30 protein-coding genes and 1 pseudogene are annotated in these 25,597 nt (G+C 39.9%); 24 read left to right on the forward strand and 7 right to left on the reverse strand.

The features are described from left to right. Nucleotides 1-3 precede the first annotated feature (3 nt). The 4 genes from AB1K80_RS04740 to AB1K80_RS04755 all read left to right on the forward strand — a co-directional run bounded on the left by AB1K80_RS04740 (nt 4) and on the right by AB1K80_RS04755 (nt 2,214). Nucleotides 4-225: a helix-turn-helix domain-containing protein gene (locus tag AB1K80_RS04740; RefSeq protein ID WP_412855470.1), complete on the forward strand. Its 222-nt coding sequence runs from the start codon at nt 4-6 to the stop codon at nt 223-225. A 38-nt stretch (nt 226-263) separates the two neighbouring features. Next, a complete protein-coding gene (locus AB1K80_RS04745) occupies nt 264-671 on the forward strand; it encodes a hypothetical protein (RefSeq protein ID WP_412855471.1) in 408 nt (135 codons plus the stop codon). A 160-nt stretch (nt 672-831) separates the two neighbouring features. After that, nucleotides 832-1,242: an NUDIX hydrolase gene (locus AB1K80_RS04750; RefSeq protein ID WP_412855472.1), complete on the forward strand. Its 411-nt coding sequence runs from the start codon at nt 832-834 to the stop codon at nt 1,240-1,242. 141 nt (nt 1,243-1,383) lie between these two features. Then, entirely contained in the window at nt 1,384-2,214 is an 831-nt protein-coding gene (locus AB1K80_RS04755) for a manganese catalase family protein (protein WP_412855473.1), read from the forward strand. A gap of 46 nt (nt 2,215-2,260) precedes the next feature. Here the strand turns inward: AB1K80_RS04755 and AB1K80_RS04760 are convergent, their stop codons facing one another. The 4 genes from AB1K80_RS04760 to AB1K80_RS04775 are packed head-to-tail and all read right to left on the reverse strand — an operon-like array spanning nt 2,261 to nt 5,309. Next, nucleotides 2,261-2,974: an amino acid ABC transporter permease gene (locus AB1K80_RS04760; RefSeq protein WP_412855474.1), complete on the reverse strand. Its 714-nt coding sequence runs from the start codon at nt 2,972-2,974 to the stop codon at nt 2,261-2,263. A 12-nt stretch (nt 2,975-2,986) separates the two neighbouring features. After that, on the reverse strand, nt 2,987-3,685 hold the full coding sequence (locus AB1K80_RS04765; protein ID WP_412855475.1) for an amino acid ABC transporter permease: 699 nt from the start codon (nt 3,683-3,685) through the stop codon (nt 2,987-2,989). Further along, nucleotides 3,682-4,542, reverse strand: a complete 861-nt coding sequence (locus AB1K80_RS04770; protein ID WP_412855476.1) for an amino acid ABC transporter substrate-binding protein — start codon at nt 4,540-4,542, stop codon at nt 3,682-3,684. Before AB1K80_RS04770 ends, AB1K80_RS04765 begins: the two co-directional genes overlap by 4 nt. Beyond that, entirely contained in the window at nt 4,539-5,309 is a 771-nt protein-coding gene (locus tag AB1K80_RS04775) for an amino acid ABC transporter ATP-binding protein (protein WP_412855477.1), read from the reverse strand. Before AB1K80_RS04775 ends, AB1K80_RS04770 begins: the two co-directional genes overlap by 4 nt. Nucleotides 5,310-5,455: 146 nt before the next feature. Here AB1K80_RS04775 and AB1K80_RS04780 point away from each other — a divergent pair. The 10 genes and pseudogenes from AB1K80_RS04780 to AB1K80_RS04825 all read left to right on the forward strand — a co-directional run bounded on the left by AB1K80_RS04780 (nt 5,456) and on the right by AB1K80_RS04825 (nt 13,117). Beyond that, a pseudogene (locus AB1K80_RS04780) lies at nt 5,456-6,642 on the forward strand (acyl-CoA dehydrogenase family protein). A gap of 202 nt (nt 6,643-6,844) precedes the next feature. Beyond that, entirely contained in the window at nt 6,845-7,186 is a 342-nt protein-coding gene (locus AB1K80_RS04785) for a YxiJ family protein (protein WP_412855478.1), read from the forward strand. Between the two features lie 132 nt (nt 7,187-7,318). After that, nucleotides 7,319-7,804 carry a DUF2716 domain-containing protein gene (locus tag AB1K80_RS04790; RefSeq protein WP_412855479.1) on the forward strand — a complete coding sequence of 162 codons (486 nt, stop codon included), beginning with the start codon at nt 7,319-7,321 and terminating at the stop codon, nt 7,802-7,804. Nucleotides 7,805-8,002: 198 nt separating this feature from the next. Next, complete coding sequence (locus AB1K80_RS04795) at nt 8,003-8,872, forward strand: alpha/beta hydrolase (RefSeq protein WP_412855480.1); 870 nt, start codon at nt 8,003-8,005, stop codon at nt 8,870-8,872. Nucleotides 8,873-8,948: 76 nt separating this feature from the next. Beyond that, the gene (locus AB1K80_RS04800) at nt 8,949-9,305 is read left to right on the forward strand and encodes a winged helix-turn-helix transcriptional regulator (protein WP_412855481.1); all 357 of its coding nucleotides are present in this window, start codon (nt 8,949-8,951) and stop codon (nt 9,303-9,305) included. A 198-nt stretch (nt 9,306-9,503) separates the two neighbouring features. Continuing rightward, on the forward strand, nt 9,504-10,136 hold the full coding sequence (gene hxlA, locus AB1K80_RS04805) for a 3-hexulose-6-phosphate synthase (protein ID WP_412855482.1): 633 nt from the start codon (nt 9,504-9,506) through the stop codon (nt 10,134-10,136). Further along, entirely contained in the window at nt 10,133-10,690 is a 558-nt protein-coding gene (gene hxlB / locus AB1K80_RS04810; protein WP_412855483.1) for a 6-phospho-3-hexuloisomerase, read from the forward strand. The genes hxlA and hxlB overlap by 4 nt, the downstream gene beginning before the upstream one ends. A 126-nt stretch (nt 10,691-10,816) precedes the next feature. Beyond that, nucleotides 10,817-11,536, forward strand: a complete 720-nt coding sequence (locus tag AB1K80_RS04815; protein WP_412855485.1) for a DsbA family protein — start codon at nt 10,817-10,819, stop codon at nt 11,534-11,536. A 98-nt stretch (nt 11,537-11,634) separates the two neighbouring features. After that, complete coding sequence (locus AB1K80_RS04820; protein ID WP_412855486.1) at nt 11,635-12,084, forward strand: MarR family winged helix-turn-helix transcriptional regulator; 450 nt, start codon at nt 11,635-11,637, stop codon at nt 12,082-12,084. 7 nt (nt 12,085-12,091) lie between these two features. After that, complete coding sequence (locus tag AB1K80_RS04825) at nt 12,092-13,117, forward strand: serine hydrolase domain-containing protein (RefSeq protein ID WP_412855487.1); 1,026 nt, start codon at nt 12,092-12,094, stop codon at nt 13,115-13,117. A 17-nt stretch (nt 13,118-13,134) separates the two neighbouring features. Here AB1K80_RS04825 and AB1K80_RS04830 read toward each other — a convergent pair whose 3' ends face one another. Continuing rightward, on the reverse strand, nt 13,135-14,235 hold the full coding sequence (locus AB1K80_RS04830; protein WP_412855488.1) for a GntR family transcriptional regulator: 1,101 nt from the start codon (nt 14,233-14,235) through the stop codon (nt 13,135-13,137). A gap of 252 nt (nt 14,236-14,487) precedes the next feature. Between AB1K80_RS04830 and AB1K80_RS04835 the strand changes: the two genes are divergently transcribed. The 4 genes from AB1K80_RS04835 (at nt 14,488) to AB1K80_RS04850 (ending at nt 19,675) form a co-directional block, all read left to right on the forward strand. Then, nucleotides 14,488-16,116 (forward strand): xylulokinase, encoded by a 1,629-nt coding sequence (locus AB1K80_RS04835; RefSeq protein ID WP_412855489.1) that lies wholly within the window; start codon nt 14,488-14,490, stop codon nt 16,114-16,116. Beyond that, complete coding sequence (locus tag AB1K80_RS04840; protein WP_412855490.1) at nt 16,110-16,814, forward strand: L-ribulose-5-phosphate 4-epimerase; 705 nt, start codon at nt 16,110-16,112, stop codon at nt 16,812-16,814. Before AB1K80_RS04835 ends, AB1K80_RS04840 begins: the two co-directional genes overlap by 7 nt. 17 nt (nt 16,815-16,831) lie before the next feature. Then, entirely contained in the window at nt 16,832-18,253 is a 1,422-nt protein-coding gene (araA, locus tag AB1K80_RS04845; RefSeq protein WP_412855491.1) for an L-arabinose isomerase, read from the forward strand. A gap of 81 nt (nt 18,254-18,334) precedes the next feature. After that, the gene (locus AB1K80_RS04850; protein WP_412855492.1) at nt 18,335-19,675 is read left to right on the forward strand and encodes a sugar porter family MFS transporter; all 1,341 of its coding nucleotides are present in this window, start codon (nt 18,335-18,337) and stop codon (nt 19,673-19,675) included. Nucleotides 19,676-19,710: 35 nt separating this feature from the next. Here the strand turns inward: AB1K80_RS04850 and AB1K80_RS04855 are convergent, their stop codons facing one another. Both AB1K80_RS04855 and AB1K80_RS04860 read right to left on the reverse strand, forming a co-directional pair. Beyond that, nucleotides 19,711-19,926, reverse strand: a complete 216-nt coding sequence (locus AB1K80_RS04855) for a hypothetical protein (protein WP_412855493.1) — start codon at nt 19,924-19,926, stop codon at nt 19,711-19,713. 34 nt (nt 19,927-19,960) lie between these two features. Beyond that, entirely contained in the window at nt 19,961-20,278 is a 318-nt protein-coding gene (locus tag AB1K80_RS04860; protein ID WP_412855494.1) for a hypothetical protein, read from the reverse strand. A gap of 178 nt (nt 20,279-20,456) precedes the next feature. Here AB1K80_RS04860 and AB1K80_RS04865 point away from each other — a divergent pair, with 178 nt between their 5' ends. The 6 genes from AB1K80_RS04865 to AB1K80_RS04890 form a co-directional block, all read left to right on the forward strand. Beyond that, nucleotides 20,457-20,744, forward strand: a complete 288-nt coding sequence (locus AB1K80_RS04865) for a spore coat protein (RefSeq protein WP_412855495.1) — start codon at nt 20,457-20,459, stop codon at nt 20,742-20,744. Nucleotides 20,745-21,374: 630 nt separating this feature from the next. Then, complete coding sequence (locus tag AB1K80_RS04870; RefSeq protein WP_412855496.1) at nt 21,375-21,647, forward strand: DUF3986 family protein; 273 nt, start codon at nt 21,375-21,377, stop codon at nt 21,645-21,647. A 151-nt stretch (nt 21,648-21,798) separates the two neighbouring features. Continuing rightward, the gene (locus tag AB1K80_RS04875) at nt 21,799-22,539 is read left to right on the forward strand and encodes a GntR family transcriptional regulator (protein ID WP_412855497.1); all 741 of its coding nucleotides are present in this window, start codon (nt 21,799-21,801) and stop codon (nt 22,537-22,539) included. Between the two features lie 255 nt (nt 22,540-22,794). Continuing rightward, the gene (gene deoD / locus AB1K80_RS04880) at nt 22,795-23,505 is read left to right on the forward strand and encodes a purine-nucleoside phosphorylase (RefSeq protein WP_412855502.1); all 711 of its coding nucleotides are present in this window, start codon (nt 22,795-22,797) and stop codon (nt 23,503-23,505) included. A gap of 27 nt (nt 23,506-23,532) precedes the next feature. Next, nucleotides 23,533-24,870 (forward strand): MFS transporter, encoded by a 1,338-nt coding sequence (locus AB1K80_RS04885; RefSeq protein WP_412855498.1) that lies wholly within the window; start codon nt 23,533-23,535, stop codon nt 24,868-24,870. A 470-nt stretch (nt 24,871-25,340) separates the two neighbouring features. After that, the coding region (locus AB1K80_RS04890) for a T7SS effector LXG polymorphic toxin (protein WP_412855503.1) at nt 25,341-25,597 on the forward strand (257 nt) is incomplete at its 3' end.

A 25,597-nucleotide genomic window follows, 5' to 3' on the forward strand; every position in this document is an offset into this window, starting at 1 on the left:
ACAGTGGCAATTATAATTAATATCGATGTGATGTTAGCGAAAAGAAAAATGAGTGTAACAGAACTATCTGAAAAAGTTGGAATCACTATGGCTAACATTTCTATTTTGAAAAATGGAAAAGCAAAAGCGATTCGATTATCCACTTTAGATGCTATTTGTAAGGCTTTGGATTGTCAGCCTGGGGATATTCTTGAATATCAAAGTGATAAGGATACCCAAAAATAAATAAACAAATAATAAATTTAATAAGGGGTTAAGAATGTATGAAGAAATCGTTATTTTTATCAATGTCATTTTTGATCGTGATGTTGTTATCAGCTTGTACAGATCAATCTATGGAACCAAATGAGAATAACATGATTTTAAGTATAAAAAATAATGCTAATTTTGATTTTTACTCGATAGAAATCAGCACTGATAAAACGACAGGCGGTATAAGTAATGCTGATGGTTCCAACATACAAAAAGGAGATACACTTAGAACAGAATATATTGATCAAGAAGACTTTGATTTAGAAGGAGAATCAACATTTGAATTTGTGTTAATAGGTAAAGAGGGAAATAGAATACCATTAAAAGAAATGACACTTGAACTAATGACGAACAAAGAATACCTCTTCGAAATTACTGGTGATTCGATAAAGGAAGCCGATTTAAAACGAGTAAAATGAGTTTATCTGTCAGAGTAAGTGAATAATGATGAGATCTATACTTGATACCTTCACACCAATAAACAATTTGTCAGACCTGTTATTCCTACCTTTGGTCATAAGGTCTATATGTTAGAATGGATATTTAAACCAGTTGCGTAATTGAGGGGGATCACAGAATATGATCAGGGTAGATGTTGCATATGCACTCATTTATAACGAAATGAAAGAAGAACTTTTAATGGTTCATAACATAGGGAGTGATTGGTCTCTTCCAGGTGGTACGGTTGAAAAAGGGGAAACTCTCGAGCAGGCAGTTATCCGCGAGACAAAGGAAGAAACCGGTTTATCAATCGTTGTACAAAACATTGTAGCAGTTAACGAAGCATTTTTTAAAGAAAGAGGACATCATGCCTTATTTATCACTTTTGCTGCGAAAATCATAGAAGGAGAAATCTCAATACAAGATAAAAATGAAATTTCGGAAGTCAAGTGGGTCGGCATACAAAGGGCAAATGAATTAATGCCTTATCACCCTAATGGAGTAGAATCATTACTGACAAACGCTTCAAGGTATACTTTTCAAGGTTAAACGTACCGGACATTCGTTTGATCAGACAATAAATATCAGAACTTCCAATCAACAACAAATGCGAGCAGAGCTTTTCATAAAGAGACATTCATTTGAATAGTGATAAGTAATAGGGTGTTTATGACTAAGGGAGATGACATCATGTTTTATCACATCAAAGAACTGCAATATGAGGCAAAGCCTTCTAAGCCAGACCCTCTTTATGCGAAAAAGCTCCAGGAAGTGTTGGGCGGTCAATATGGAGAGATCAGCGTCATGATGCAATATTTATTTCAAGGCTTTAATTGCCGAGCTGATCAAAAATATAGAGATTTATTATTCGATGTTGGAACAGAGGAAATTGGTCATGTTGAGATGCTCGCGACGATGATCGCACGTTTACTTGATCAAGCCCCCGTCAAAGAACAGGAACAGGCGTATCATAGTGATCCGGCCCTTGCAGCTGTTATGGGCGGGATGAATCCTCAACATGCGATCGTTTCCGGTTTAGGTGCGATGGCGGCAGATAGCCAGGGATATCCATGGAATGCCAAGTATATCATTGCAAGCGGAAATTTAATGGCGGATTTTCGGGCCAATTTGAATGCAGAGGCACAAGGAAGACTCCAAGTTGCGAGGCTGTATGAAATGACGGATGATCGTGGCGTCAAAGACATGCTTTCCTTTCTCCTTGCTCGTGATACATATCACCAAAATATGTGGATTGCAGCCATTAAGGAATTAGAAGAAAGAGAAGGTGATATGGTCGTGCCAACAACCTTCCCTCGTTCATTAGAAAAGCAGCAAGTGTCATACGATTTGTTTAACTTCTCAAGAGGAGAAGAAAGCAAAGAAGGCCGGTGGGCTCATGGCCGAAGCATGGATGGAAAAGGGGAATTTAGATATATATCTGCACCAGTTGTGTTCGGCTCTGCACCGAAGCTGAAACCGGCACCGAAAGAATTGTTTAACACACCAAAGAAAGGTGAATAAATGAATGAGAAAAGTCGATTAGGTGCCAATACCCAATCGACTTTTTTTATCGTCCAAGAGATTTCCCGTATACGCTGACTCGTTTCTCTAACAAAGCAAAAGCTACTTCAAACAAGATGCTAAGCATCCAATAAATAAAAGCAGATACAAGATATGTTTCTAAAAAATGATAGCCATCATTTGCTATGATGCGAGAAATGCCCATGATTTCTAACACGCCAATCGTAAACGAAAGGGATGTGGCTTTTAATAGCTGAATCAGCTGATTCCCTAAATTCGGTATGGCGATCACAAATGCTTGCGGCAGAATAATGCGACAGATGGCTTGTCTTGTTGTCATCCCAACGATCTTTGCAGCTTCAAGTTGACCTTTATCGACCGCAAGAAGGGCGCTACGGACGACCTCAGTTAAGTGTGCAGCTGAATGTAGGCTAAATGCAATCAGTGCAACAGACAGTGGGTTGACGATATCTGGGTGAACGGATAGCCCTAAATGCTCATTCATGCTTGTGAGAATAAATGGGATTCCGTAAAAGAAAGCAAATAATTGAACAATTAAAGGGGTCCCTCTAAAAAATGAGACATAAAGCGTAACAAAATGGCGAAGCACAGGAATGCGAAAGAGACGAATAAAAGCAAAGATCGACCCGATCAGAAGGCTCACCGCCATAGAAACGAGGGCGATGATGAGCGTAAACGGGACTCCTTTGAGAATATGTGGTATTTGATCAATCGCAAATTGAATATCAATGGTCTGCATTCAATCGCCTCCTTAACGTGACAGGCTCGTACGGCCCTTTACAAATTTCTTTTCAAGCAGCATCGTGATCAGTTCGATGCCCATACAGATCAGCCAATACACAATTGCAATGATCACATACACTTCAAACATCCCGATGCCGTAGTTATTTCCTAAAATGATCTTGACTTGTCCCATGATATCAATCAGTCCGATCGTAAATGCAATGGCTGTGTCTTTCACCAAATCGATGGTGTAATTTCCGAGGTTCGGCAGTGCAATGAGAAAGGCTTGTGGGATAATAATTCTGATGAATGCCTGTGTATCTGACATCCCAACAATGTAGGCAGCTTCAAGTTGATCTTTCCCAACGGAAGAATACGCACTCCGAAATACTTCAGATAAATAAGCGCCTGTATGTAATGAGAATGTCATCATCACAAATAACACACGATCCCAATGATTGATTTGAATGCCAATCGTTAATAAAAGCTGAGGCAAACCAAAGTAAATCAAGAATAACTGAACAATTAAAGGTGTACTTCGTGTAAATGATAAATAAATCACTGCCAATTGTTTTAGTACTGGTATTTGTTTGATACGGATGCATGCAAATAACAGTCCAATGATGATGGCAAAAAACAATGACACCACAATAATCAGAAAAGTGAGTGGCAGGCGTTCAATTACCTGTAAAAAGATACGCAGCCAATCTCCTGCTGTAAACGTCATGAGGCTTCCTTCCTTTCTTCATATTGATAGCCTTGCTCTGAGATGTAGTCGATATCTTGAAAGAAATCGACGCCAAACCACTTTTTAGCAAGCGCGGGTAGTGTCCCATCATCGATCATGTCTTGTGTGACTTGATCCAATTGTGCTGCTAGCTGCTTTTGGCTAGGCTGGAGAACAAGATAAATGGGCTCTTTTGAGACAATACCACCAACTTTTACTTTGAGTTGTAGATGTTTTTGAATGGTGTCAAAGGTGGAAATGTTCATAAAAGCCGCATCCGATCGACCGCTCTCTACTCGCTTTAAATTCAGTTCATTTGACGGACTTTCAATCGTTGTAAGCTGAATGGGCGGATGATTTTTTTCATTATATTCATTTAAAATGGATCGTAACCCGCCACTAGGACTGACAGGAGCCAGCCTTTTTGATGTCATATCGTCTAGCGAATTGATCTCTTGATCTCCTTCATTGACAATTAATCCAGTCATTGAGTAGCCATAAGGGACTTTAGGATAAAGAAAACGTTTTTCACGCTCGGGATTACTGAAGAACCAATTGGCTGCCATCTCAAATTTACCTGCACCGACACCAATTAAATTAGATTCTTCTTCTCCGAAAATGTAATCAAAATGAATATGCGGCAATCGTTTTTCCACTTCATTTAAGTAATCGATATTATAGCCAATCGGCTCATTTCGGTCATTTGTTGCCAAAAAAGGTGGATTCACTTCTGCACTTAATGCCACTTTGATTATTGTCCTTCCATCATCGGTCGTCGTTTTTACACTGTTACAACCGATCAATGTGAGGAGGGACAGAAGGATACTCGCGGCAGCAAATGCTGTTTTACGTTTCATATGTCTCCCTCCGGTCCTGCACTTTCCCACATGCCATGATGAATTCTTGACAAAAATTGTTTCGTTCGCTCATGTGTAGGTTTTACTAGCACTTCTTGTGGAGACCCTTTTTCTATGATTTCACCATCTGCCATAAAGATCACCGTATCTGCGACATCTTTGGCAAAAGAAATTTCATGCGTGACAATGACCATCGTCATCCCTTGTCTGGCGATGTCTTTGATCATTTCAAGAATTTCTCCAACCATTTCTGGATCAAGTGCTGAGGTTGGCTCATCAAATAAAAGGACTGCAGGATTTATCGCAAGAGCACGGGCAATCCCAATTCGTTGCTGCTGACCACCAGATAATTCACTCGGAAACGCATCCTTTTTGTGGAGTAATCCAATGCGTGATAAAAAGGCTTCACCAATCTTTTCCGCTTCTTTTTTAGACATGTTTTTTGACACAATCAATCCTTCTGTAATATTTTCAAGCGCTCGCTTATTTTGAAACAGATGATAGTGTTGAAACACCATAGAAGATTGTTGTCTGAGTTTGATAAGGTCTTTTTTATGGTAATCTTCAAATTGAATCGTCGCGTCCCCAATTGTCAGCTCACCTTTATCAGGGATTTCGAGGCTGTTTAAACTCCGAAGCAGGGTTGTTTTGCCTGATCCACTTGGTCCAATAATTGCGACGACTTCACCCTCTTGAACGGTGAAATCAATTCCTTTTAATACTTGAGTCTGACCATAAGATTTATGAAGATTAGTAGCTGAGATCATAAATGCATCACGTTCCTTTGACATATGTACTTAATATTGATAAAATTTAACACACTAATTCCTATAAGTAAAGTATGTTTTGTTAATCCTGATTGGAATACTTAGGATAATCATAGATTGAGAGAGACAGAGGAGATGGATACGTTTTGTCTAAAGCATTATTTGTTGATACAGATTTTCAAAAAACATGGTTGAATCAACTAGAATCACTTCGCGAAAGCATTGAACAATCCGCAAAAGACCATGATGAGGGTGCATATTTTCCTAAAAAGAACATCAAATCATTAGTAGACATGGGATATACTGCCTTGTCTTTACCTCCTGAGTACGGCGGAGGTGGTCAAACGGTTGCTGACATGGTCCTGTTTCAAGAAACGTTAGGAAGCATGGATGGTGCGACGGCTTTATCAATTGGTTGGCATCAAGGTGTCGTCGGCGAAATTTATGAAAAAAAACAATGGAATGAAAAACAACTGCAATTCTTTGCCGAAGAAATCAAGAATGGTGCTCTTGTGAATCGGGCAGTGAGTGAAGCGCAGACAGGTAGCCCTACAAGAGGCGGCAGACCTGGAACAACTGCCACTCAATCAGGTGAAAAGTGGATCATTCATGGACGCAAAACATTTACAACGATGTCACCGGCGCTCACATATTTCTTAGTAGGCGTTTGGATAGAAGAAAAAGAGGCAATGGGATTCTTTCTCATTCATTGCGATACGAAAGGTGTTTCTATAGAAGAAACTTGGAATGTCGTTGGCATGAGAGGGACGGAAAGCCATGATTTGATATTGGATCAGGTGGTCGTCTCTGATGAGATGCTTGTTGAAGTGCAAAAAGGACCTCGGGGCGGTACGCTAAATCCATGGATTGCCCATATTCCATCTTGTTATTTAGGGATTGCACAGCAGCAAGAGACTACGCTGTAAAATATGCCATCACACACTCACCTAACAGTATTAGCGGAACCATTAGTGACCTGCCAAATGTGCAACAACTCATCGGAGAAATTGATTTACGATTAAAACAAGCACGACACGTCATCTATTCCACAACAAAACTGTATGCCCAGCCCGAGAAAAGAGCCCTTTTAGCCAATGAATTTGGTGCTGTGAAACATACAGTCGTCAATCACAGTTTGCAAGTGGTCGATAAAGCAATGCGTCTCGTCGGAGCCAAAAGCTTAAGCCTCGATTGCCCGCTACAGCGCTATTATCGAGACATTCGTGCAGGACTTCATAACCCCCCAATGGACGATATGACCATATCAAAAATCGCCAAGCAGGCCATTGAAGAGAAAAAAGCTGACTCATATGAAACAGAAAGCCGGGTATAAAACCGGCTTTTTTGATTGAAAAGAAAAGGGACAAATGCACCTTATGGCTCAAACCTCAACATGCTACAATCGATGAAAATGATTCAAACGTACACATAAACCTGTTTACATTAGTATACGATTATGAAAAACATGACGTCAGTATATTGAGAATGGATCATTCTAATGACAATTGAGAGAAAGGTATAAAGAAGCTATGAACATGAGCCAAGACAAACAAAGCTTATTTGATGATCTAAAACAACGTTATCAATACTTGTGGCACTCAGAATACCCTGAAGATATTCTGTCTTTTGAGGAGGAAACGGGCATCTGCTCCGGTGAACTCTATCAATTTTTCGCACTTGTTACAGGGAGCTTAAGTCGTGTCATAGAAAACAAACGAATACCGAAAAGACATTTAAAGGTGCTGCTTCAGCCATTTGAAGAGGAATATCCACAAATCAAAGCGTTTCAACACATCCTAGAATCGTATCCTTTATTAGATGCTTATATCCATTACCATGAAGAAACTAGAAAACGAATTATTGCACTTATCCAATAACTTCTTGGAGGATTGATCCTATATCAATCAGCTAACCAACAAGCTTTTCAAGTACTCTAGTGATTTCGAGTGAATCGTGGTGGTTGATCTACATAAAGGATGACTATTTATATAGTGATAATAGGAAAGTGTATGATAGAAGAAGGTGAAGAAATGAACTGGACTCTCTTAACTGATCATCAAAATGAAGAATTGTGGAATATTGTTCATAAAAAAATAAAGTGGACTCCTGGTAGTAAAATCGCAAAAATAAAACCTCCAAAACCATACAAAAGGTTTTATATGAAAATGAGCGATCAACATACGAGGTATAATTTAAATGACTTAGAAGAATTCGAGTGTATTATGTTAAACTTTTTTAAAAAATGCACTGATACCAATGAACGTATATATGCTTTGGAGTGGCAACACCCAGGCTATTCTTTTTCACCACATTTGGCAATGGAAAAAGATGAATTTGGAGAGTGGTTAATTCCACCTTATCCTGATGGCGATTATCGTTTCTTCTTTCAGTTGGATTTGGGTTGGGGAGTGCTAGGGGATCCCGTTCAACATCAAATCATTATGTATGGAGAACGTTTATTGTTAGAGATTGAAAAAAGCAACCGAACTTATTAACAGATAAGAAAATGATATAGAACATTGCTATTTCAATATGTTTGGAGAATGAGAGTACACAAATATTGGTATCTAGAATGCGCTTTATAGTATATTATTCACTATAAAGCGCATTTTTTATCTATTTGATCATTTCAAATGAATACACTGATAGATGAGTAAATCAATCAGTGTAATTTCCCATCACAGAAAGGTGCAATGACATTGAAACGAATCATGAAATGGCTTATTTTTGGAGCCGTCATCGTGGGTTTATTGATCTGTGCGTTCTTTGTTTTCCGATTAAATCAATCTCAGCCGATGACGAACATCCATTATACTGACACCAAAAACAAACACCAAACCCTCGATATGTACATGCCAAAGGATCAAAACGAAAAGAAACAGAAAAGATATCCTGTCATGATTTACCTACATGGAGGCGGATGGACAGGCGGTGATAAGAACAGAGTTTCTTCAAAGGCCGATTATTTTACCGATCAGGGATATGTGTTTGTTTCGATGAATTACCGGCTTCACCCAGATGCCAAGGTTGAGCAGATGGCAGATGATACAGCATCGGCTATTAAATGGGTCAAGGACCATGCGGATCAGTATCAAATCGATCCTTCGAAAATCAATGTCATGGGTCACTCGGCAGGCGGTCATTTAACGGCATTGGTTGCCACTGATTCGACCTATTTAAAACGTGTGGGGCTGTCGCCAAAAAACATCAAATCCATCGTTATTTTAGATGGTCCTTTAAACATCAATCAATTTATACAAGCGATTCCATCTTATCAAAAAGTGTTTGGTAAACAAGAAGAGAGCTGGACAAAAGCTTCACCGATTACTTATATGAATCAACCCAATGTACCACCTGTTTATTTAGTCACAAGATGGGAAAACCCCGAAGTGTACCGATTTGCTGAAGAACTGAACCAAGAGAAAGGGAATGGATACGTTTTTCGCATCCATACACTGAATCATAGTGATCTGAATAAGTGGTTTGGATCAGATCGTGCGCCAAAGGAAGCGAAGGAAATGACAAAGGCAGTCATGACTTTTGTAAATAGGCACAATTCATAACGAAGCCCGTATGCTCGACAATCCCTTTCGCCGCAGTATATGATAATCGGTAAATGGTTTTTTATCAAAGGAGTGTATGTTGTTGTCAGCACGTATGGAAAATAAAGTGTTCAATTGCGAGAAAGAATTGACATTGAATATTATTGGTGGTAAGTGGAAAATGTTGATTTTATGGCATCTTGGCAGAGAGGGGACAAAACGTTTCGGTGAGTTAAAATCATTAATGCCAGGGATTACGCAAAGAATGCTTGTCAACCAACTAAGAGAACTAGAGGAAGATCACATTGTGCACCGGGAGGTTTATCCCGTCGTTCCGCCAAAGGTTGAGTATTCTCTCACAGAACTGGGAGTAAGCTTAATGCCGATTTTAGAGGCGATGTATGATTGGGGAAAACATTACCTCGACAGCAATTTTTTAAAGGATGATAAATAGAAATACCTACGAAAGATACTGGTCGAAAGACAGTATCTTTTTTGTCACCATATGCAGAAAAGTATAGTATGTATAAAAAAAGTGCGTACTAGGATTGCTCGATTCCTACTGTTATACTCAGTTCATGCAAGGGAGATTCAAGATGCAAGTATCCGCGGAGCTCTTGAAGATGAGATAACTGAACAGGAGTGGAATTTGATGAAATTACAATTAGCATTAGATTTAGTCAATATACCAGAAGCCATTGAACTCATTAAAGAAGTAGAAGCATACATTGATGTCGTTGAAATTGGTACACCTGTTGTAATCAATGAAGGGCTTCGTGCTGTGAAAGAAGTCAAACAGGCATTTCCGAATTTACGAGTGCTCGCTGACTTGAAAATCATGGATGCGGCTAGTTATGAAGTACAGCAGGCTTCAGAAGCTGGAGCAGATATCGTGACGATTCTTGCGGCGGCAGAAGATATGTCCATTCAAGGCGCCGTGAAAGAAGCGAAAGCAAGAGGTAAAGAAATTTTGGTCGATATGATTGGGATTAAAGATATCGCAGGCCGTGCAAAAGAGCTGGATGAGCTTGGTGTCGATTACATTTGTGTGCACACAGGCTATGACCTCCAAGCTGTCGGTCAAAACTCGTTTGAAGACCTCTTAACAATTAAACAAGTTGTCAAACAGGCGAAAACAGCCATTGCTGGCGGAATTAAGCTTGATACGTTGCCTGAAGTTGTAAAATTAAATCCTGATTTGATCATTGTGGGCGGAGGAATTGCAACGCAAGAGAATAAAGCAGAAGTTGCCGCACAAATGAAGCAGTTGATCACACAATCATGAAGACCAGTGAGTATGTGAAAGCCATTCTAAGCGAGCTTTCGGCGCACCCGTTAGCTTTTCAAGATGAAGAAGCGGAGCGGCTTGTCACAAGCATTTTATCAGCGCGAAAGGTCTTCGTTGCAGGTGCAGGCAGATCAGGTTTGATGGGAAAATCGTTTGCAATGAGGCTCACTCATATCGGCATCGACGCCTATGTGATCGGCGAAACGAATACGCCTTCCTTTACAGAACAGGATCTTTTGATTGTCGGGAGTGGCTCTGGTAAAACAGAGACATTGCATGTACTCACGAAAAAAGCGAGAGCGATTGGTGGAACCATAGCAGCTCTCACTCTTTCACTTGAGTCGCCGATCGCTGATCTATCGGATATCGTTATCTTACTATCCGGTGCACCAAAAGATCAAAACGAAGGAAGCCATCAAACCATTCAGCCAATGGGTTCTCTATTTGAGCAGTCTCTGTTACTGATGTACGATGCGACCATTTTACGTTTGATGGAAGTAAAAGAGATGGACACTCATATGATGTACGGTCATCATGCGAATTTAGAATAGCTTGTTCAAAAGCCTTTCCTTTATTTGAGGAAAGGCTTTTTTCGTTTACTTGACATAAGTGATTTAATGTAACTATAATAGTTACATCTTTGGAGTGAAAATGAGGACAACGAGAGGAAGATGACATTGAAAGTACAAATTTGGTCAGATATTGCCTGTCCCTTCTGTTATATAGGAAAAAAACAACTGGAATCAGCGCTTCTAGAATTTCCGCAAAAGGATCAGGTTGAAGTGGAGTTTAAAAGCTTTGAGCTTGATCCGCATGCCCCAGTGCAAGTCGATGATGATGTGCATGATATGCTTGCCAAAAAATATGGCATGAGTCGTAGTCAAGCCATTTCGATGAATGAGCAGGTGAAGCAGGCAGGTAAAGAGAAAGGAATTGATTTTCAATTCGATCCGCTCGTGCTTACCAACACATTTGATGCCCATCAATTGGCGCAATATGCGAGCAAAAAAGGAAAAGGTCATCTCGTCATGGGAGAGCTATTTAAAGCATATTTTACCGATGGGAAGCATGTTGGCGATCAAAACACGCTCTTAGAAATAGCGAAAAAAGCCGATCTTGATCTGGAAGAAGTCAAACATGTCTTAGATGAACAAGCGCTTGCAGAAGCGGTTCGACAAGACGAGAAAGAAGCGAGAGAGCTTGGGATTTCTGCTGTTCCCTTTTTCGTCATCAATGGCAAGTATTCGATCAAGGGAGCACAACCAGCCCATTTATTCCTTCAGACACTTGAAACAGCTTGGGCTGAAGAAGAGCAAGCTGTGCGATCAAACGACCAGTCTATAGAAGCCGCTTGTGTAGATGGCGCTTGTGCCGCACCACCAACAACAGAGAATTAATAGACAAATCCCTATATTTGAAAATATAGGGATTTTTTGTTGTTTTGATATTAAGATCACTTTATAATTAAGGTAACTTCATTATAGAGGTGATAAACGTGGGATCTAAAACAACCGTTATACAGGAAATTAACGAGATAGAATCGCGCATTCACCAAAAGCTCCGTTTGGAGTTTGAACAATTATTTGTAGATGAATTAACTGATAAGCAGCAGATTGTACTTGATGTTATTCAAAGAAAAGAGGGGAGTTCGCCCATTCAAATTGCCCAGCAGTTAGGCATTACCCAAAGTGCAGTCAGCCAATTATTAAATACGCTGGAAAAAAAAGAATGGATCAACCGCCGCATAAACCCTCACAATCGACGAGAATTGCATATTGACCTGTCAGAAAAGGCAAACATGTATTTAGAGAATATGAGAAAAATAGAACAGTCGATTATCGATAAATATTATTCAAAATTAACGCTTGATGAGATATACACATTAAAATCCACCTATTTAAAGCTTGATCAGTTGATCGAGCTTGATCACGAAGGGGAAGGATGAAGATTCAATGGTCACGATGCAAGAAGAAGTTCAGCAAATTGGTTCTGCTTATATAAAGAACAAGAAAGATGCATTGCTTGTCATTGGTCTTATTCACGACGGTGAGACACATGTATTTGGCTTTGGGGATCACCCTATTCAACAACGAATGAAATCAGAGGATGTCATGTTTGAAATTGGTTCCATTTCGAAAGTGTTCACGACAAGCATGTTAGCCAAAATGATTCAAAGAAAGCAGATGGCATTAGACGATTCAATTTCTCTCTATTGTTCTCAAGTTAGACCTAATCACCCCATTCAAATCGAGCAGCTAGCTACACACACATCTGGTCTACCTTCTTATTATCCTATAAGAAACCTACAATTATTGTTCCTACCTAAAGTCAAAAGAGATAGATACTGTCAATATTCAATCGATGAATTAATAAAATTGCTACACAAGAAAAAGTGGAATCAACCAAAACAGTTTCTACCAAAGTACTCCAACATAGGGATGGGGCTACTTGGTTTAGTGATGGGATGGTCTCTCAATCAAACATATGAACAACTGCTCAAGGAATATATAGTGGACGAACTGAACCTCACGCAAACTTTTGTCACGATGACAGATGAAATGAAAGATCAAGCCATAGAAGGTCATCGAGCAAACGGAAAAGTAGCTCCTCCAATTCAGATGATCGATTTTCAAGGAGCTGGTGCCATTCGCTCAAGTATCTCAGATTTACTTGTATTTCTATCGGCACACCTTGAGGCAGACGATGAATCACCTTGGAAAATGACGCATGAACCACGGGTCAAAATAGGCAAAAATATGTCCATGGGGCTCGGCTGGGTCATTGATGACAGTGGATTGATTTGGCACAATGGTTCGACAGTTGGCTTTTCCAGTTTTATGGGGTTCCATTCAAAAACAAAAACAGGTGTGGTTGTTTTATCCAACTATCGCGATGGATTGTTTCAATACTCTCCTAAACAAATCGCATACGATATCATGAATCCGTTTTTAAAAACGAACGATTCTAACATGAAATGAGCCTACTTTAAGAAGGCTCATTTTTTTCTTGCATTCACTTGTTTGATCGTATCGCCAGGCACAAATTCGGGTTCGTAGTATGTTTGGTCAGGTAGGTGTTTTTTTCCTTGCACTCTCTGGATCATCCAGTCTGCTGCATCACGGCCCATTTGCTCCTGAGGGTGTGTGAGTGTTGTGAGTTTCACATGGGCATTTTTTTGTGCAATATATGAATTGTCCTGCCCGATAATCGATAGGTCATCAGGGATTGAAAGACCGAGCTTGCTGCATACATTGGCGACTTCTAACCCAACCTCATCGTTATAGCAAACAAGTGCAGTCAGTTCATGGTGATGTGCCAATAGGAAAGTTTTAATGTTCTCACCCAGATGTTGCTTCGATTCGGTGTCAAAAAAGAGAACATGCTCTGGCTGGAAATTGAGTTTGGCTTCTCCGAGCGCTTGAATATATCCTTTCATTCGATACTTCCCCTGTAAATCATCTGTCTTTGAAATGAGTCCGATCTCTTTGTGTCCAGCGGTTATCAGCGCTTGGGTAGCCAAATAACTGGATTTCACATCATCTAAACAGAGAAAAGGAACGTCTAACTGCTCGTAATAGGCATTGATCATAATCAGCGGTACGTCCTGTTCTTTGAAAGATAGATAATACGAGATGTTCGGGTTATATAAATTACTTTTTGTTGGCTCAACAATTAACCCATCTACACCAAAAGAAAGCATCATTTCTAAAGCCTTTTTTTCCTGCTCTACATCATTATTGGTACTAGCTAGCAACAGGGAATAGTTTTCTTCGTTCAAACGGCTTTCAATGCCTCTAATGATGGAAGGGAAAATGTAATCGGATATGTATGTTGTGATCACGCCAATGGTTTTCAGATGTGCATGGCCAGCAGGTTTTGTTTGATATTGATTGGTAACGAATGTCCCTGACCCTTTTTCACTACGTAAAAACCCTTCGCTCGACAATTCCAAGATGGCTTTGCGAACAGTATGTCTGCTGACTTGATAAATGTCCTGCAAGTTTGATTCGGTTGGAATACGTTCCCCAATCAAGTAGTCTCCTGTTAGAATTTTGCTTTTGATATCATCAATAATCACCTGGTACTTCTTTTTCATCGTTTCACTTCTTTCTCGGTTGTTCATCTACTCGAATGAGAAGAAATTGTATGGACATATTCTAACATGCTTGTCGAATCAAAAACAGGAAGATTCACTTTTCCCATGTAAAGTCACTTTATTTATGTGTGTACAACTATATTTATTATTGACATATGTACGTACAAATATTATATTGTGAAGTGCAAGATGAAAAATAGATACATGAAGACAACAAAATGAAACCGTTATCAATATGGGGGTGAACGAGAAATGAATGATGAGGAGACAGCTAGAGCCATAAATGAAGGGCGGACATCTTTAGGCATTGAATTAGGTTCAACTCGAATTAAAGCGATTTTAATAGATGAGCAGTTTCGACCGATTGCACAAGGCGCATTTGAATGGGAAAGCTCCCTTCAAGATGGAATGTGGACGTACAATTTAATTGAGATGATTACCGGATTACAAATGGCGTACCGCCGAATGAAAGAGCAAGCAAAACAAAAGTATGGTGTGACCATTCGAACGATTGGATCAATCGGCATATCGGCGATGATGCATGGCTATATCGCATGTGATCAGACTGGTGAGCTGTTAGTCCCGTTTCGAACGTGGCGGAATGCAACGACCAAAGAGGCAAGTCAAACATTAACGGAATTATTCCAATTTCATATCCCTGAAAGATGGAGTATTGCACATTTATACCAAGCCATATTAGAGGAGGAAAAACACCTCTTTCGCTTAGAATATATGACCACTTTATCTGGATATATTCATTGGCTGTTAACTGGAAGGCAGGCAATAGGCATTGGTGATGCCTCTGGTATGTTTCCGATTGATGAAACAATAAAGGATTACAATGCAGCCATGCTTCAACAATTTGATGAACTGGTGGAGGAGAAAGGATACCCGTGGAAGCTCCGGGATCTATTGCCACGTGTTTATTTAGCCGGTGAAGAAGCTGGCATGTTATCGAAAGCAGGTGCAGCCATTTTAGATCAAGAGAAAGAATTACAGTCAGGCATTCCTTTTTGCCCGCCGGAGGGAGATGCTGGAACAGGGATGGTGGCAACAAACAGTATTGAAAAACGAACAGGAAATATTTCAGTTGGAACATCCGTTTTCGCCATGATTGTCTTAGAGCAGCATCTGGCAGGGGTCTATGAGGAAGTAGATATTGTGACGACGCCAGAAGGAGTGCCAGTAGCGATGGTCCATGCGAATAATTGTACGACTGACTTAAACGCTTGGATGAGTTTATTCCGTGAAGCATTTGAAGTCATGGGGCAGCCCGTTGATCCAAACCGATTATACGAAGTATTCCTGTATCAAGCATTGGAAGCAGATCGTGACGGTGGGGGACTATTAAGCTATGGCTATTATGCTGGTGAAAATATTACGAGCGTGCAAGAAGGTAGGCCTCTTTTTGTCAGGTCCACTGAAAGCCGCTTGAACCTTGCTAATTTCATGCGTACTCATCTGTTTTCTGCATTTGGTGCGATGAAAATCGGAATGGATCGTTTGAAGGAAAACGAAAACGTCGAGATTGATCGGTTACTAGGACATGGGGGGTTATTTAAAACACCGCTCGTTGGTCAAAAAATAGTGGCCGCCGCACTAGACACGCCTGTATCGGTGGTGTCCACTGCGGGAGAAGGTGGTGCTTTTGGAATGGCAGTCCTTGCTTCTTATATGTCCAACCAACAGCAAGAAACATTGACTGACTTTCTCACGAAACAAGTATTTGTTAGCACATCAGAAAAACGGATCGAGCCAGATCCACTCGATGTCAAAGGGTTTGAAGAGTTTTTAAAGCGCTACCAAGAGGGGTTGGCGATTGAACGAGCAGCAGTGGAACATCTGGCTGTGCCACAGAAGGGAGCGAAGTCCATTTGTTAGAGCGGTTAAAAGAAGAAGTATTTCAAGCCAATCAAGACCTGCCAAAATACGGACTTGTGAAATTGACATGGGGAAATGTCAGTGCGTGTGATCGTGACAGTGGTTTATTTGTCATTAAACCGAGCGGCGTTGAATACGACAAATTAACAGCGAAAGATATGGTCGTTGTCGACTTTGACGGTCAGGTGGTTGAGGGAGCATTTAGCCCTTCTTCAGATACAGCGACACATGCTGTTCTTTACAAACACTTTGATGAAATCGGGGGGATATCCCATAGTCATTCCACATGGGCAACTGCATGGGCTCAGGCCGGTCTTGATTTACCCGCAATGGGCACTACCCATGCCGATACATTTTATGGAGCTGTTCCATGTGCGCGATTTCTCACAGAAGATGAAGTGAATCGTGGATATGAAGTGGAAACAGGAAGGCTCATCATTGAAACCTTTGAAAAAAGAGCGTTAGATGTCATGGCGATTCCAGGGGTTTTGCTAAAAGGCCATGGGCCCTTTACATGGGGAAAAGATGCAAAGAGTGCTGTGATGAACAGTGTCATATTAGACGAAGTCGCCAAAATGAATCTTTTGGCAAAGCAATTAAACGAGTATGCCGAGCCGCTGCCACAACGAATCTTAGATAAACATTATTTAAGGAAACATGGTTCGCATGCGTATTATGGACAAAAACCTTCAAGCTAAAGAAAAGAGGGAGTTCAATGTTAACAAATCAGAAAAAAGAGTTTTGGTTTGTCGTAGGTTCACAGCATTTATATGGAGATGAGGCACTACAACAAGTAAAAGCAGATGCACAGAAGATGGCAGACGCATTAAATGAGAGCGGTTTACTCCCGTATCCGATCATTCTACAGGAACTGGCTGTTAGTGCCGATCAGATCACAAAATTAATGAAAGAAATCAACTATCGTGATGAAGTCATGGGGGTTATCACGTGGATGCATACATTCTCACCTGCAAAAATGTGGATTCGCGGTACCTCTTTACTACAAAAGCCACTCTTACATTTCGTCACGCAATATTATGAAAGCATCCCTTGGGACACCATTGATATGAACTATATGAATCTTCATCAATCTGCACATGGTGATAGAGAGTATGGATTTATCAATGCGCGGTTACATAAACGAAATCAAATTGTGGTGGGGCATTGGTCGAAACAAGATGTCCAGAAAAAAATAGCCGAATGGATGGATGTTGCTGCTGCCTATCATGAGAGTTTTCAAATCAAGGTGGCACGATTTGGTGACAACATGCGTCACGTTGCAGTGACAGAGGGAGATAAAATTGAAGCGCAAATTCAACTTGGCTGGACTGTTGATTATTTTGGAATAGGGGATCTAGTTGAATATGTAAATGCTGTAAAAGACACGGATGTTGATGCGCTATTTGCTGAGTATCTCACGCAATATGATGTTGATTATGGAACCTATACGGTTGAAGAATGGGAGCAAAGTGTCAAAGAGCAAGCGCGATATGAAATCGCCATCAAACGATTCTTAGATGAGGGAGGCTACAGCGCCTTTACAACAAACTTTGAGGATTTACATGGGATGAAGCAGTTGCCAGGCCTTGCGGTTCAGCGGTTGATGGCAAAGGGGTATGGCTTTGCAGGTGAAGGGGATTGGAAGACAGCTGCACTTGATCGCTTATTAAAAGTGATGAGTCACCATCAATCAACAGGTTTTATGGAAGACTACACATATGAAATGACCTCTGGACAAGAAGCAATACTGCAATCACATATGTTAGAAGTGGATCCAGCCCTAGCAAACACAAAACCTGTCATCGTCGTCTCTCCGCTCGGGATTGGAAATCGTGAAGATCCCGCCCGCCTCGTATTTGATGGAAAAGCAGGTGAGGGTGTGGTTGTATCCATTGCGGACTTTGGTACACATTTTAAATGGCTGATTCAAGAAATTGAAGCGTTTGAGCCACAAGAAAAAGCGCCTCATTTACCAGTCGCTCGTGTGTTATGGAAAGTCAAACCGACCTTCCACGATGGGGTAAAAGCGTGGATAGAGCAAGGCGGGGGTCACCATACCGTCGTGTCTCTCAATATCACAGTAGATCAAATCGTTCGTTTTGCAAAACTCGTCAATGCTGAATATGTCGTTTTATAAATAGGGATGAAGTCGATTCTACGATTGATAGTAGAATCGTAGGGAGAAATGAAAGCGGTTAATAAGTGAGGGGGCATCAACTTGAATAAAAAAGTGACAAGCAAATTCATCTTCTTTTTCGGGTCCTTTGCAGGGATTTTATTTGGATATGATATTGGCATTATCGCAGGGGCAGAAGGACATATTCAAGAAGAATTTCAGCTCAGTCCATTATGGCTCGGGATTGTCGTTTCATCCTTAATGGGTGGGGCAATTATTGGCTCCATTTTAAGTGGTTTACTAGGAGATCGCTTTGGTCGTAGAAAGCTCATTTTGATCTCGTCGATCATCTTTTTCGTAGGGGCAATTGGCTCAGCGATTGCACCTGAAGAAATATCCTTAACGATTGCACGTATCTTTTTAGGAACAGCTGTAGGGACAGCTTCATCCTTGGTGCCTGCTTACATGTCTGAGATCGCACCTGCTAAAATTCGCGGAAAATTGTCTGGGCTTAATCAGCTCATGATTGTGATTGGACTTTTGCTAAGTTATATCGTGGCATTTGTATTTGAACCAATCCCAGACAGCTGGCGCTGGATGCTGGGAAGTGCTGCTTTATTTGCGATCGTTCTCTTTATTGGCATGCTTAAACTACCTGAATCACCAAGGTATTTAATCAAACATGGCATGACGCATAAAGCGCGTGAAGTATTAGGGTCACTTCGCACCTCCCAAGACGAAATTGATGCAGAGATGCAAGAAATTTTAGAGGTGGCAAAAGAAGAGCGATCAGGCATACGTGAATTATTTCAAAAGAGATTTCGAACGGCACTCTTTATTGGTGTCGGCATGGCAACACTTCAGCAAATTCAAGGGGCTAATTCCATCGTATATTATGCAACCAGTATTGCGAGAAATGTAGGGCTTGCTCCACAGGTCGCCGCAGGCTTTACTGTCATTGTAGGGGTCATCTTTGTTGTCACGACCGTCATCTTTTTACAATTCGTTGACCGGTTTGACCGCCGTACGATCCTGACGGTTGGGGGAACGGGAATGGCACTATCTTTCTTTGCGCCAGCGGCATTAGGTGCACTCGGTGTCAGTGACAGCATTTTAAACTGGGTGACATTGATTTCACTTTGCTGTTTTATTTTGTGCTACGCCTTCTCGTGGGCACCGATTACTTGGATTATCATTGGCGAAATCTTCCCGCTTTCTGTACGTGGCATTGGAGCTGGCATCTCATCTGCCTTCAACTGGACGGGGTCATTAGCGGTTGGACTCGTATTCCCAATCTTGGCTGATCAATTTAGCTTCGGCGTCATTTTCTCCTCATTTGGCGTCATATGTTTGATTGGATTACTATTCACCCGCTTTGTTCTAGTAGAAACAAAAGGAAGAAGCTTAGAACAAATTGAAACCGATATGGCAGCACGTGTATAAAGAAAACCATCTATCCTTCGGGATAGATGGTTTTCTTATTGAAGATCATTCTTCAGATCGTCAGGTAATAAATCGATTAAGTCATCATAGGAGGAGCCATCTAGCACCTCAACAAGTGCATAGTACTTCGCATAAATTCGGCTGAGCTGATCAGGATGACTTGGTTCAAATTGTTGTAAGTGCAGCTGTGTCAGTTCAAGTGCAATGTCTAATTTGTTTCGTTCAACGATGGTTTCTGTCATGTTCTTCATACATTCACCTCTAGTATTGAAATCAATCATCATATTACGGAGCAGTGCCGCAACTGACGTTATATTCTTTGTTGTCTACCTTTTTAGCATAACAGACAGAAGGTGTCATGCCCGTATCGTTTTTCCAATTTTGCCAAGTAACGTGATAGAGCTGGCCATATTCAGGATCGATATGATTCTTTTTTTGTATCAAGGCGAAGTAGCTTTGATACGGATGCCCTTCCTGATATATGAAATGCCGGATGGCCCCTTTTTCTGTCGCATTTGTAAAAAAGATAGGAGACAAGATGGGGAGAATGATAATGGATATTAATATTGTCATGAATAAAAGGATCAATCGACCTGTCTTCATCTATTTCCTTTCCTTTGCAAGATATCATTTGTATAATATGTTAAAATTACCCTCTTGTAAAGAGGGAGAAAATCGCATTCTAGCGGATTTTTTGAAAAATAGACAAGCATCTAATCACTCATACGTCAGATGCATACGATAGAGTGTAAGTCAAAAGACAACCTGAAGGGGTGTTTATATGAGCGGAAATCGAATAGACGATTTTTTATTTGGGTCTCGTCGAGGTCGAGGGAACGATGAAACGGTTGTATCCCCCACACGTCAAATTGTCAAAACAAACACGAATGTCAGAACGATTAGAAAAATTCACCCAACACATATCACACACATCAACCGAAACATCACAAGAATCGAAAACTTCTATCCCGTAACGGAATCTGTTAAAAATGAGTGTTTTGTTGAAGAATTTGATTGCGGAAGTGATCTCAAGAACCCTTGCTGTCGCCCTGTGAAACGTTATCAATAAGGACTGATCAGCTATCAATATCATAAATGGTGACGGTATGGTGCGAACCTGATAGGGTTCGCACTTTTTTATGAAGTGCACTGTTAAACGTTATTGTTTGTGGATTTAGGGAATAAAAGACCTTCGATTCGGGAGGTCTATTAAAAGGATGAGATAACATCAAATATTTTTTGATAACCTAAGGGTAATATGGAAGCCACTATTACCGCGATGACAATTGAAGACGTTGAAAAAGCAAAGAATTTCAGACGTGATATCTCATTTCTCTTATAAGCGATGATGAGTATCTTCAACATAAAAAAGACCGTACTACATATCAGGATAGCTGAAAAAATACTGATTAATATGACTTCCATAGTATACCTACTTTCACAAACATATTTTAACTGAATTTTACCATTTAGCCGATATAGTTGGATATATTTTGATGAAAATTTCAGATAGACTGATGATACGTCAACAAAATGATTTAAAATGGGAATACGATCGTAAATAAAAAGAGTAGATCCAAGGTGAGAAGATCACGCTCATAGCAGTTGGTTTTGAAAAACTTACATAAGTATACAAGATAACCTCGATTGATACTTAAAAGTTCGTTTCACCTCATCATGTTCAAAGGAGGATACAATCTTGCTCCAATTAGACGATACAATGCACGTACATGTAGGGTATTATGAAGATAACTTGGATATTGAAGCTGTATTTTATCAGTGTGTTGATACGGGAAAGTGGATCTTGTTTTTTGATCACGAAAGCTACAATATTCGATTTAAAGGGAATGAAAAGCGGTACAATGGTTTAGGGAGATTAGTCGGGAAGTACAAGGTGGAAGATGCCGAGATTGAGAAAGTAGGGTACATCCTATTTGAGCGATTTTTAAAAGAGAACGATATCATAAGATAAAGATGGAAAGTCGTCATTTTGAACGCTTCCTTTGATGAAAGAGGCAAAAGATTTGAGAGAAGCTGACCGAAACTTGATAGAAGGTGGTCATGTATGAAAGTATATATGTACTGATCATGTGCAAACCTTGTAAAGGGTAGGCTTCATATAGATGGAGGAGAAAATCGACTGTATGCAAAAAGGAAAAAAGCCGTTATACATTGATGTTTATGATAAACTGTACAAGCAAATTATGGATGGGATGTTCCCAGTGGATGCAAAGCTGCCGACAGAAACGGAACTAGCCAAAATATACGGTGTCAGTAGAATGACATTACGGCAGGCTTTAGCCTTATTACAAGATGATGGACTCATTAAAAGTATTCATGGAAAAGGGAATTTTATTATCGGATCGCAAAATAAGGACACACCGATTGGGTTAGAGAAAATTGGGAATCCACTTTACAAATGTCATACAGAAAACATTGACGATGTCGAACTAAGCTTTCGGTTAGATTTGGAAAGTGAATATACAAGACAAGTGTTGAACAGAAAAGCTGCCGCTGTCGTTGCATTTGAGCGGTTTTATAAATGTGGTGATCTTGTTGTTGCCTATTCATTCACGTTCATGGCAATTGAAGCGGTTTCAGAATTAGGTCTAGATTTACAAGATGAAGAACAGTTAATGGACTTACTCGAACGAAAAGTATATGAAATGGCGGATTCTTCTACAATTGAAATTAAACGCACCAGTACGATCAATTCGTTTTCGAAAAAATATAAGATGAGAAGTGGAGAAGAATGTGACTTGTTATTAGAAAGTGTGTATGTAAATGAACAATACCCGATTGTCTATAACAAATACTACATACCTAAAGAATTTAGTCAAATCAAAATAAACGCAACGAGATAAAAACAGTGCCATTTCCTTGTGAAATGCACTGTTTTTTTGTTGCAACTATTCATGTCCAAAAATTAGTAGTTGATAAAGAAGATTTCTTGTGTTAAGTTTTTTACATACCTATTAGACGACTATCTATACAACTATACAACACACATGAACAACAAAGTTGAAACCGAAATGTAAGCGTGTTCTTTTGGGGTGTAGAGGGTTTCTATAAAGGTAAAACAGATTGATCATTCAAAGGGAGGAAATATCGTGAGTACAATGAAACACAAAGAGACACCACATATTAAACCAAATGGGGCTGAGATTGCTGAGACAATCCTTTTGCCGGGAGATCCACTACGTGCAAAATTTATTGCAGAGACGTATTTAGAGGATGTTATACAATTTAATGAAGTTCGCGGAATGCTTGGGTATACAGGTAGTTTCAAAGGGAAACGCATTTCGGTGATGGGAACTGGAATGGGAACGGCAAGCATGGGAATCTACTCATGGGAATTAATTCACGTCTTTGGTGTGAAAAATCTGATCCGCATTGGTTCTGCTGGCGCTATACAAGACCATTTGAACTTATATGATATTGTCTTTGCGCTTGGTTCTTCAACGGATACAAATTACGGTCATCAGTATAATCTTCCGGGGAACTATTCCATTACAGCGTCGTTTGATTTACTAGAAAAAGCGAAGAAAGTAGCAGATGAACAGGGGCAGAAAGTTCACATCGGAAATGTCCTATCAAGTGATATTTTTTATAATGCTGATGCGACTGCTTTGCAAAAATGGAGTGATATGGGGATTTTGTGTGCAGAAATGGAATCAGCCGGACTCTATATGAATGCAGCACACGCAGGTGTGAATGCGCTTTGTATTCTAACGATTAGTGATCATATCTTTAGACATGAACAAACATCACAGGAAGAAAGACAAACTGCTTTTACAAAAATGATGGATATTGCATTAGAACTAGCATAATTACTATCTAGAGAGGAAGTAGGGCGAATGGGCACAACGAATGAAAGCTTTCGCACAGATCAGAGTCAAAATGTGAAAAAGGCAATACCAATCATCTTATTGTTTTTTGTCTTTGCGTTGATTATAGACAACTCATTTAAATTGATCTCTGTAGAAATTGCCAATGATCTTGGCATTTCAGCAACAACTGTCAGCTGGCAGGCCACATTAGCGGGTCTAGTGATTGGCATCGGAGCAGTCGTCTATGCTTCGTTGTCTGACTCCATCAGTATAAGAACGCTCCTAACTGCGGGAATTATCTTCATTTGTATCGGTTCTCTCATGGGGTATTTTTTTCATGATTCATTTGAGATGATCATCGTTTCTAGAATTATTCAAACGGCAGGTTTAGCCGCGGCAGAAACCTTATATGTCATCTTCGTATCAAAGCATTTGCCAAGAGAAGAGCAGAAGAAGTTTTTAGGATTAAGTACGAGTAGCTTCTCGTTATCATTAGTGATTGGTTCCATTACAGGTGGATACGTCTCAACATATTTACACTGGACAACACTCTTTTTAATTCCATTGTTATCGCTATTGATTCTTCCATTTATTTTGAAGTACTTGCCGAAGGAAGAAGGGAAAAGAAGTCAAGTCGATTACATTGGGTTACTCCTTATAGCAGTCATTGCAACTTCTGTCATGTTATTTATTTCTAATTTCAATTGGATATATATCGTGATGTTGGTCGTAGCTGTCGCATTGTTTATCAAATATATCAGCAAAAGCGAGAAGTCATTAATTAGTATTTCATTTTTCAAAAATAAACGCTTTGTATTTACACTCTTAACGGCTTTTGTCATTTACACCGTTCAATTAGGATATATCTTTATGTTTCCGTTCCTCCTTGAAAAAGTGTATGGATTAAACCTGGATGTCATTTCCTTGCTCCTCATTCCTGGATATGTCATGGCGATTATTGTCGGGGCCCTTTCGGGGAAAATTGGAAAAGTATTAAGTAGTAAGAAAGCGATTACATTCGCAATGATTGGAATTGCGCTTAGCTTAATTCTCCCTGCATTATTTGTGGAGAGTTCACTGATCATCTTCGTCATTTCAATGATGCTATTTTCAGGATCATTTGCATTCATGTATGCGCCATTGCTGGATACATGTATCAATACCATCCCAAAAGAAAAAGCGGGAACCGCAATTGGGTTTTATAATTTAATCTTGAATGTCGCGGTATCGATTGGTATTACCTACACAGCCGCAATGATTGATGGAATGCCATTTAATCAAATATTATTCGTACTGGCTTTCATAACGATTTTCGCTTTAGCGCTATTTTGGCTCTTAGTCGTTCGAGTAGCAAAAGTAGATTGATTTTCAAAAAAGTTGCCCCTCTAAGAAGTGGGGCAACTTTTTTTATTCATGAAATATTAAAGTTGTTTAAATGGACAGACCACTAAGGGTCTGTATACATTTGGAAACCCTCTCTCTAACGTCTCCTTTTCTCGCTTCCGTTTCTCCTTCTCCGCTCGATAAAACTCATCAAATATTTTCATTATAAAGGTTGGAATACAAAACTATGCAAATTGCTTTGCCTGCATTTCTTGCAGCTCTTTAAATAGTGGAGATATATTCAGTTGATTTCTTTCATGTTTCAATGCATGACAAAGCTCATAACCTAAATCTTATAGAGAGCAGCAGACAAAAACTTTAGAAGTAAGAGCATGAGGATATTGATTAATGATCAATCTAATGTTGTTTTTTGTATCTATATTCCTATTCAATGACAAGTTTTGTGTTGGTAAAATAGACCTTATGATTAATACTGGAGGGAGTGACTTTTTCTGGGTAAGATACTTGATGCAAAAGCACTAACAAGTGCCATGGATACTAGGGATAAACACTATCAGGAACTCCGCGAACAAATGGTAGATTTGAAAAAATCTTTAAAAAGCGTGGCCAACCTCGGTGATGATTTCAAAGGAAAAGGTGCCGATAATATTAAAAACTTCTATGAAGAATTGGCAGGAAATGTGGACACATTTATTGGTTTTATAGATAAACAAAAAGTCTTTCTTAAAGGTGTTCCAGGCACACTGGA

Source organism: Bacillus sp. 179-C3.3 HS (genome assembly GCF_047229225.1).
Lineage (GTDB): Bacteria > Bacillota > Bacilli > Bacillales > Bacillaceae > Bacillus.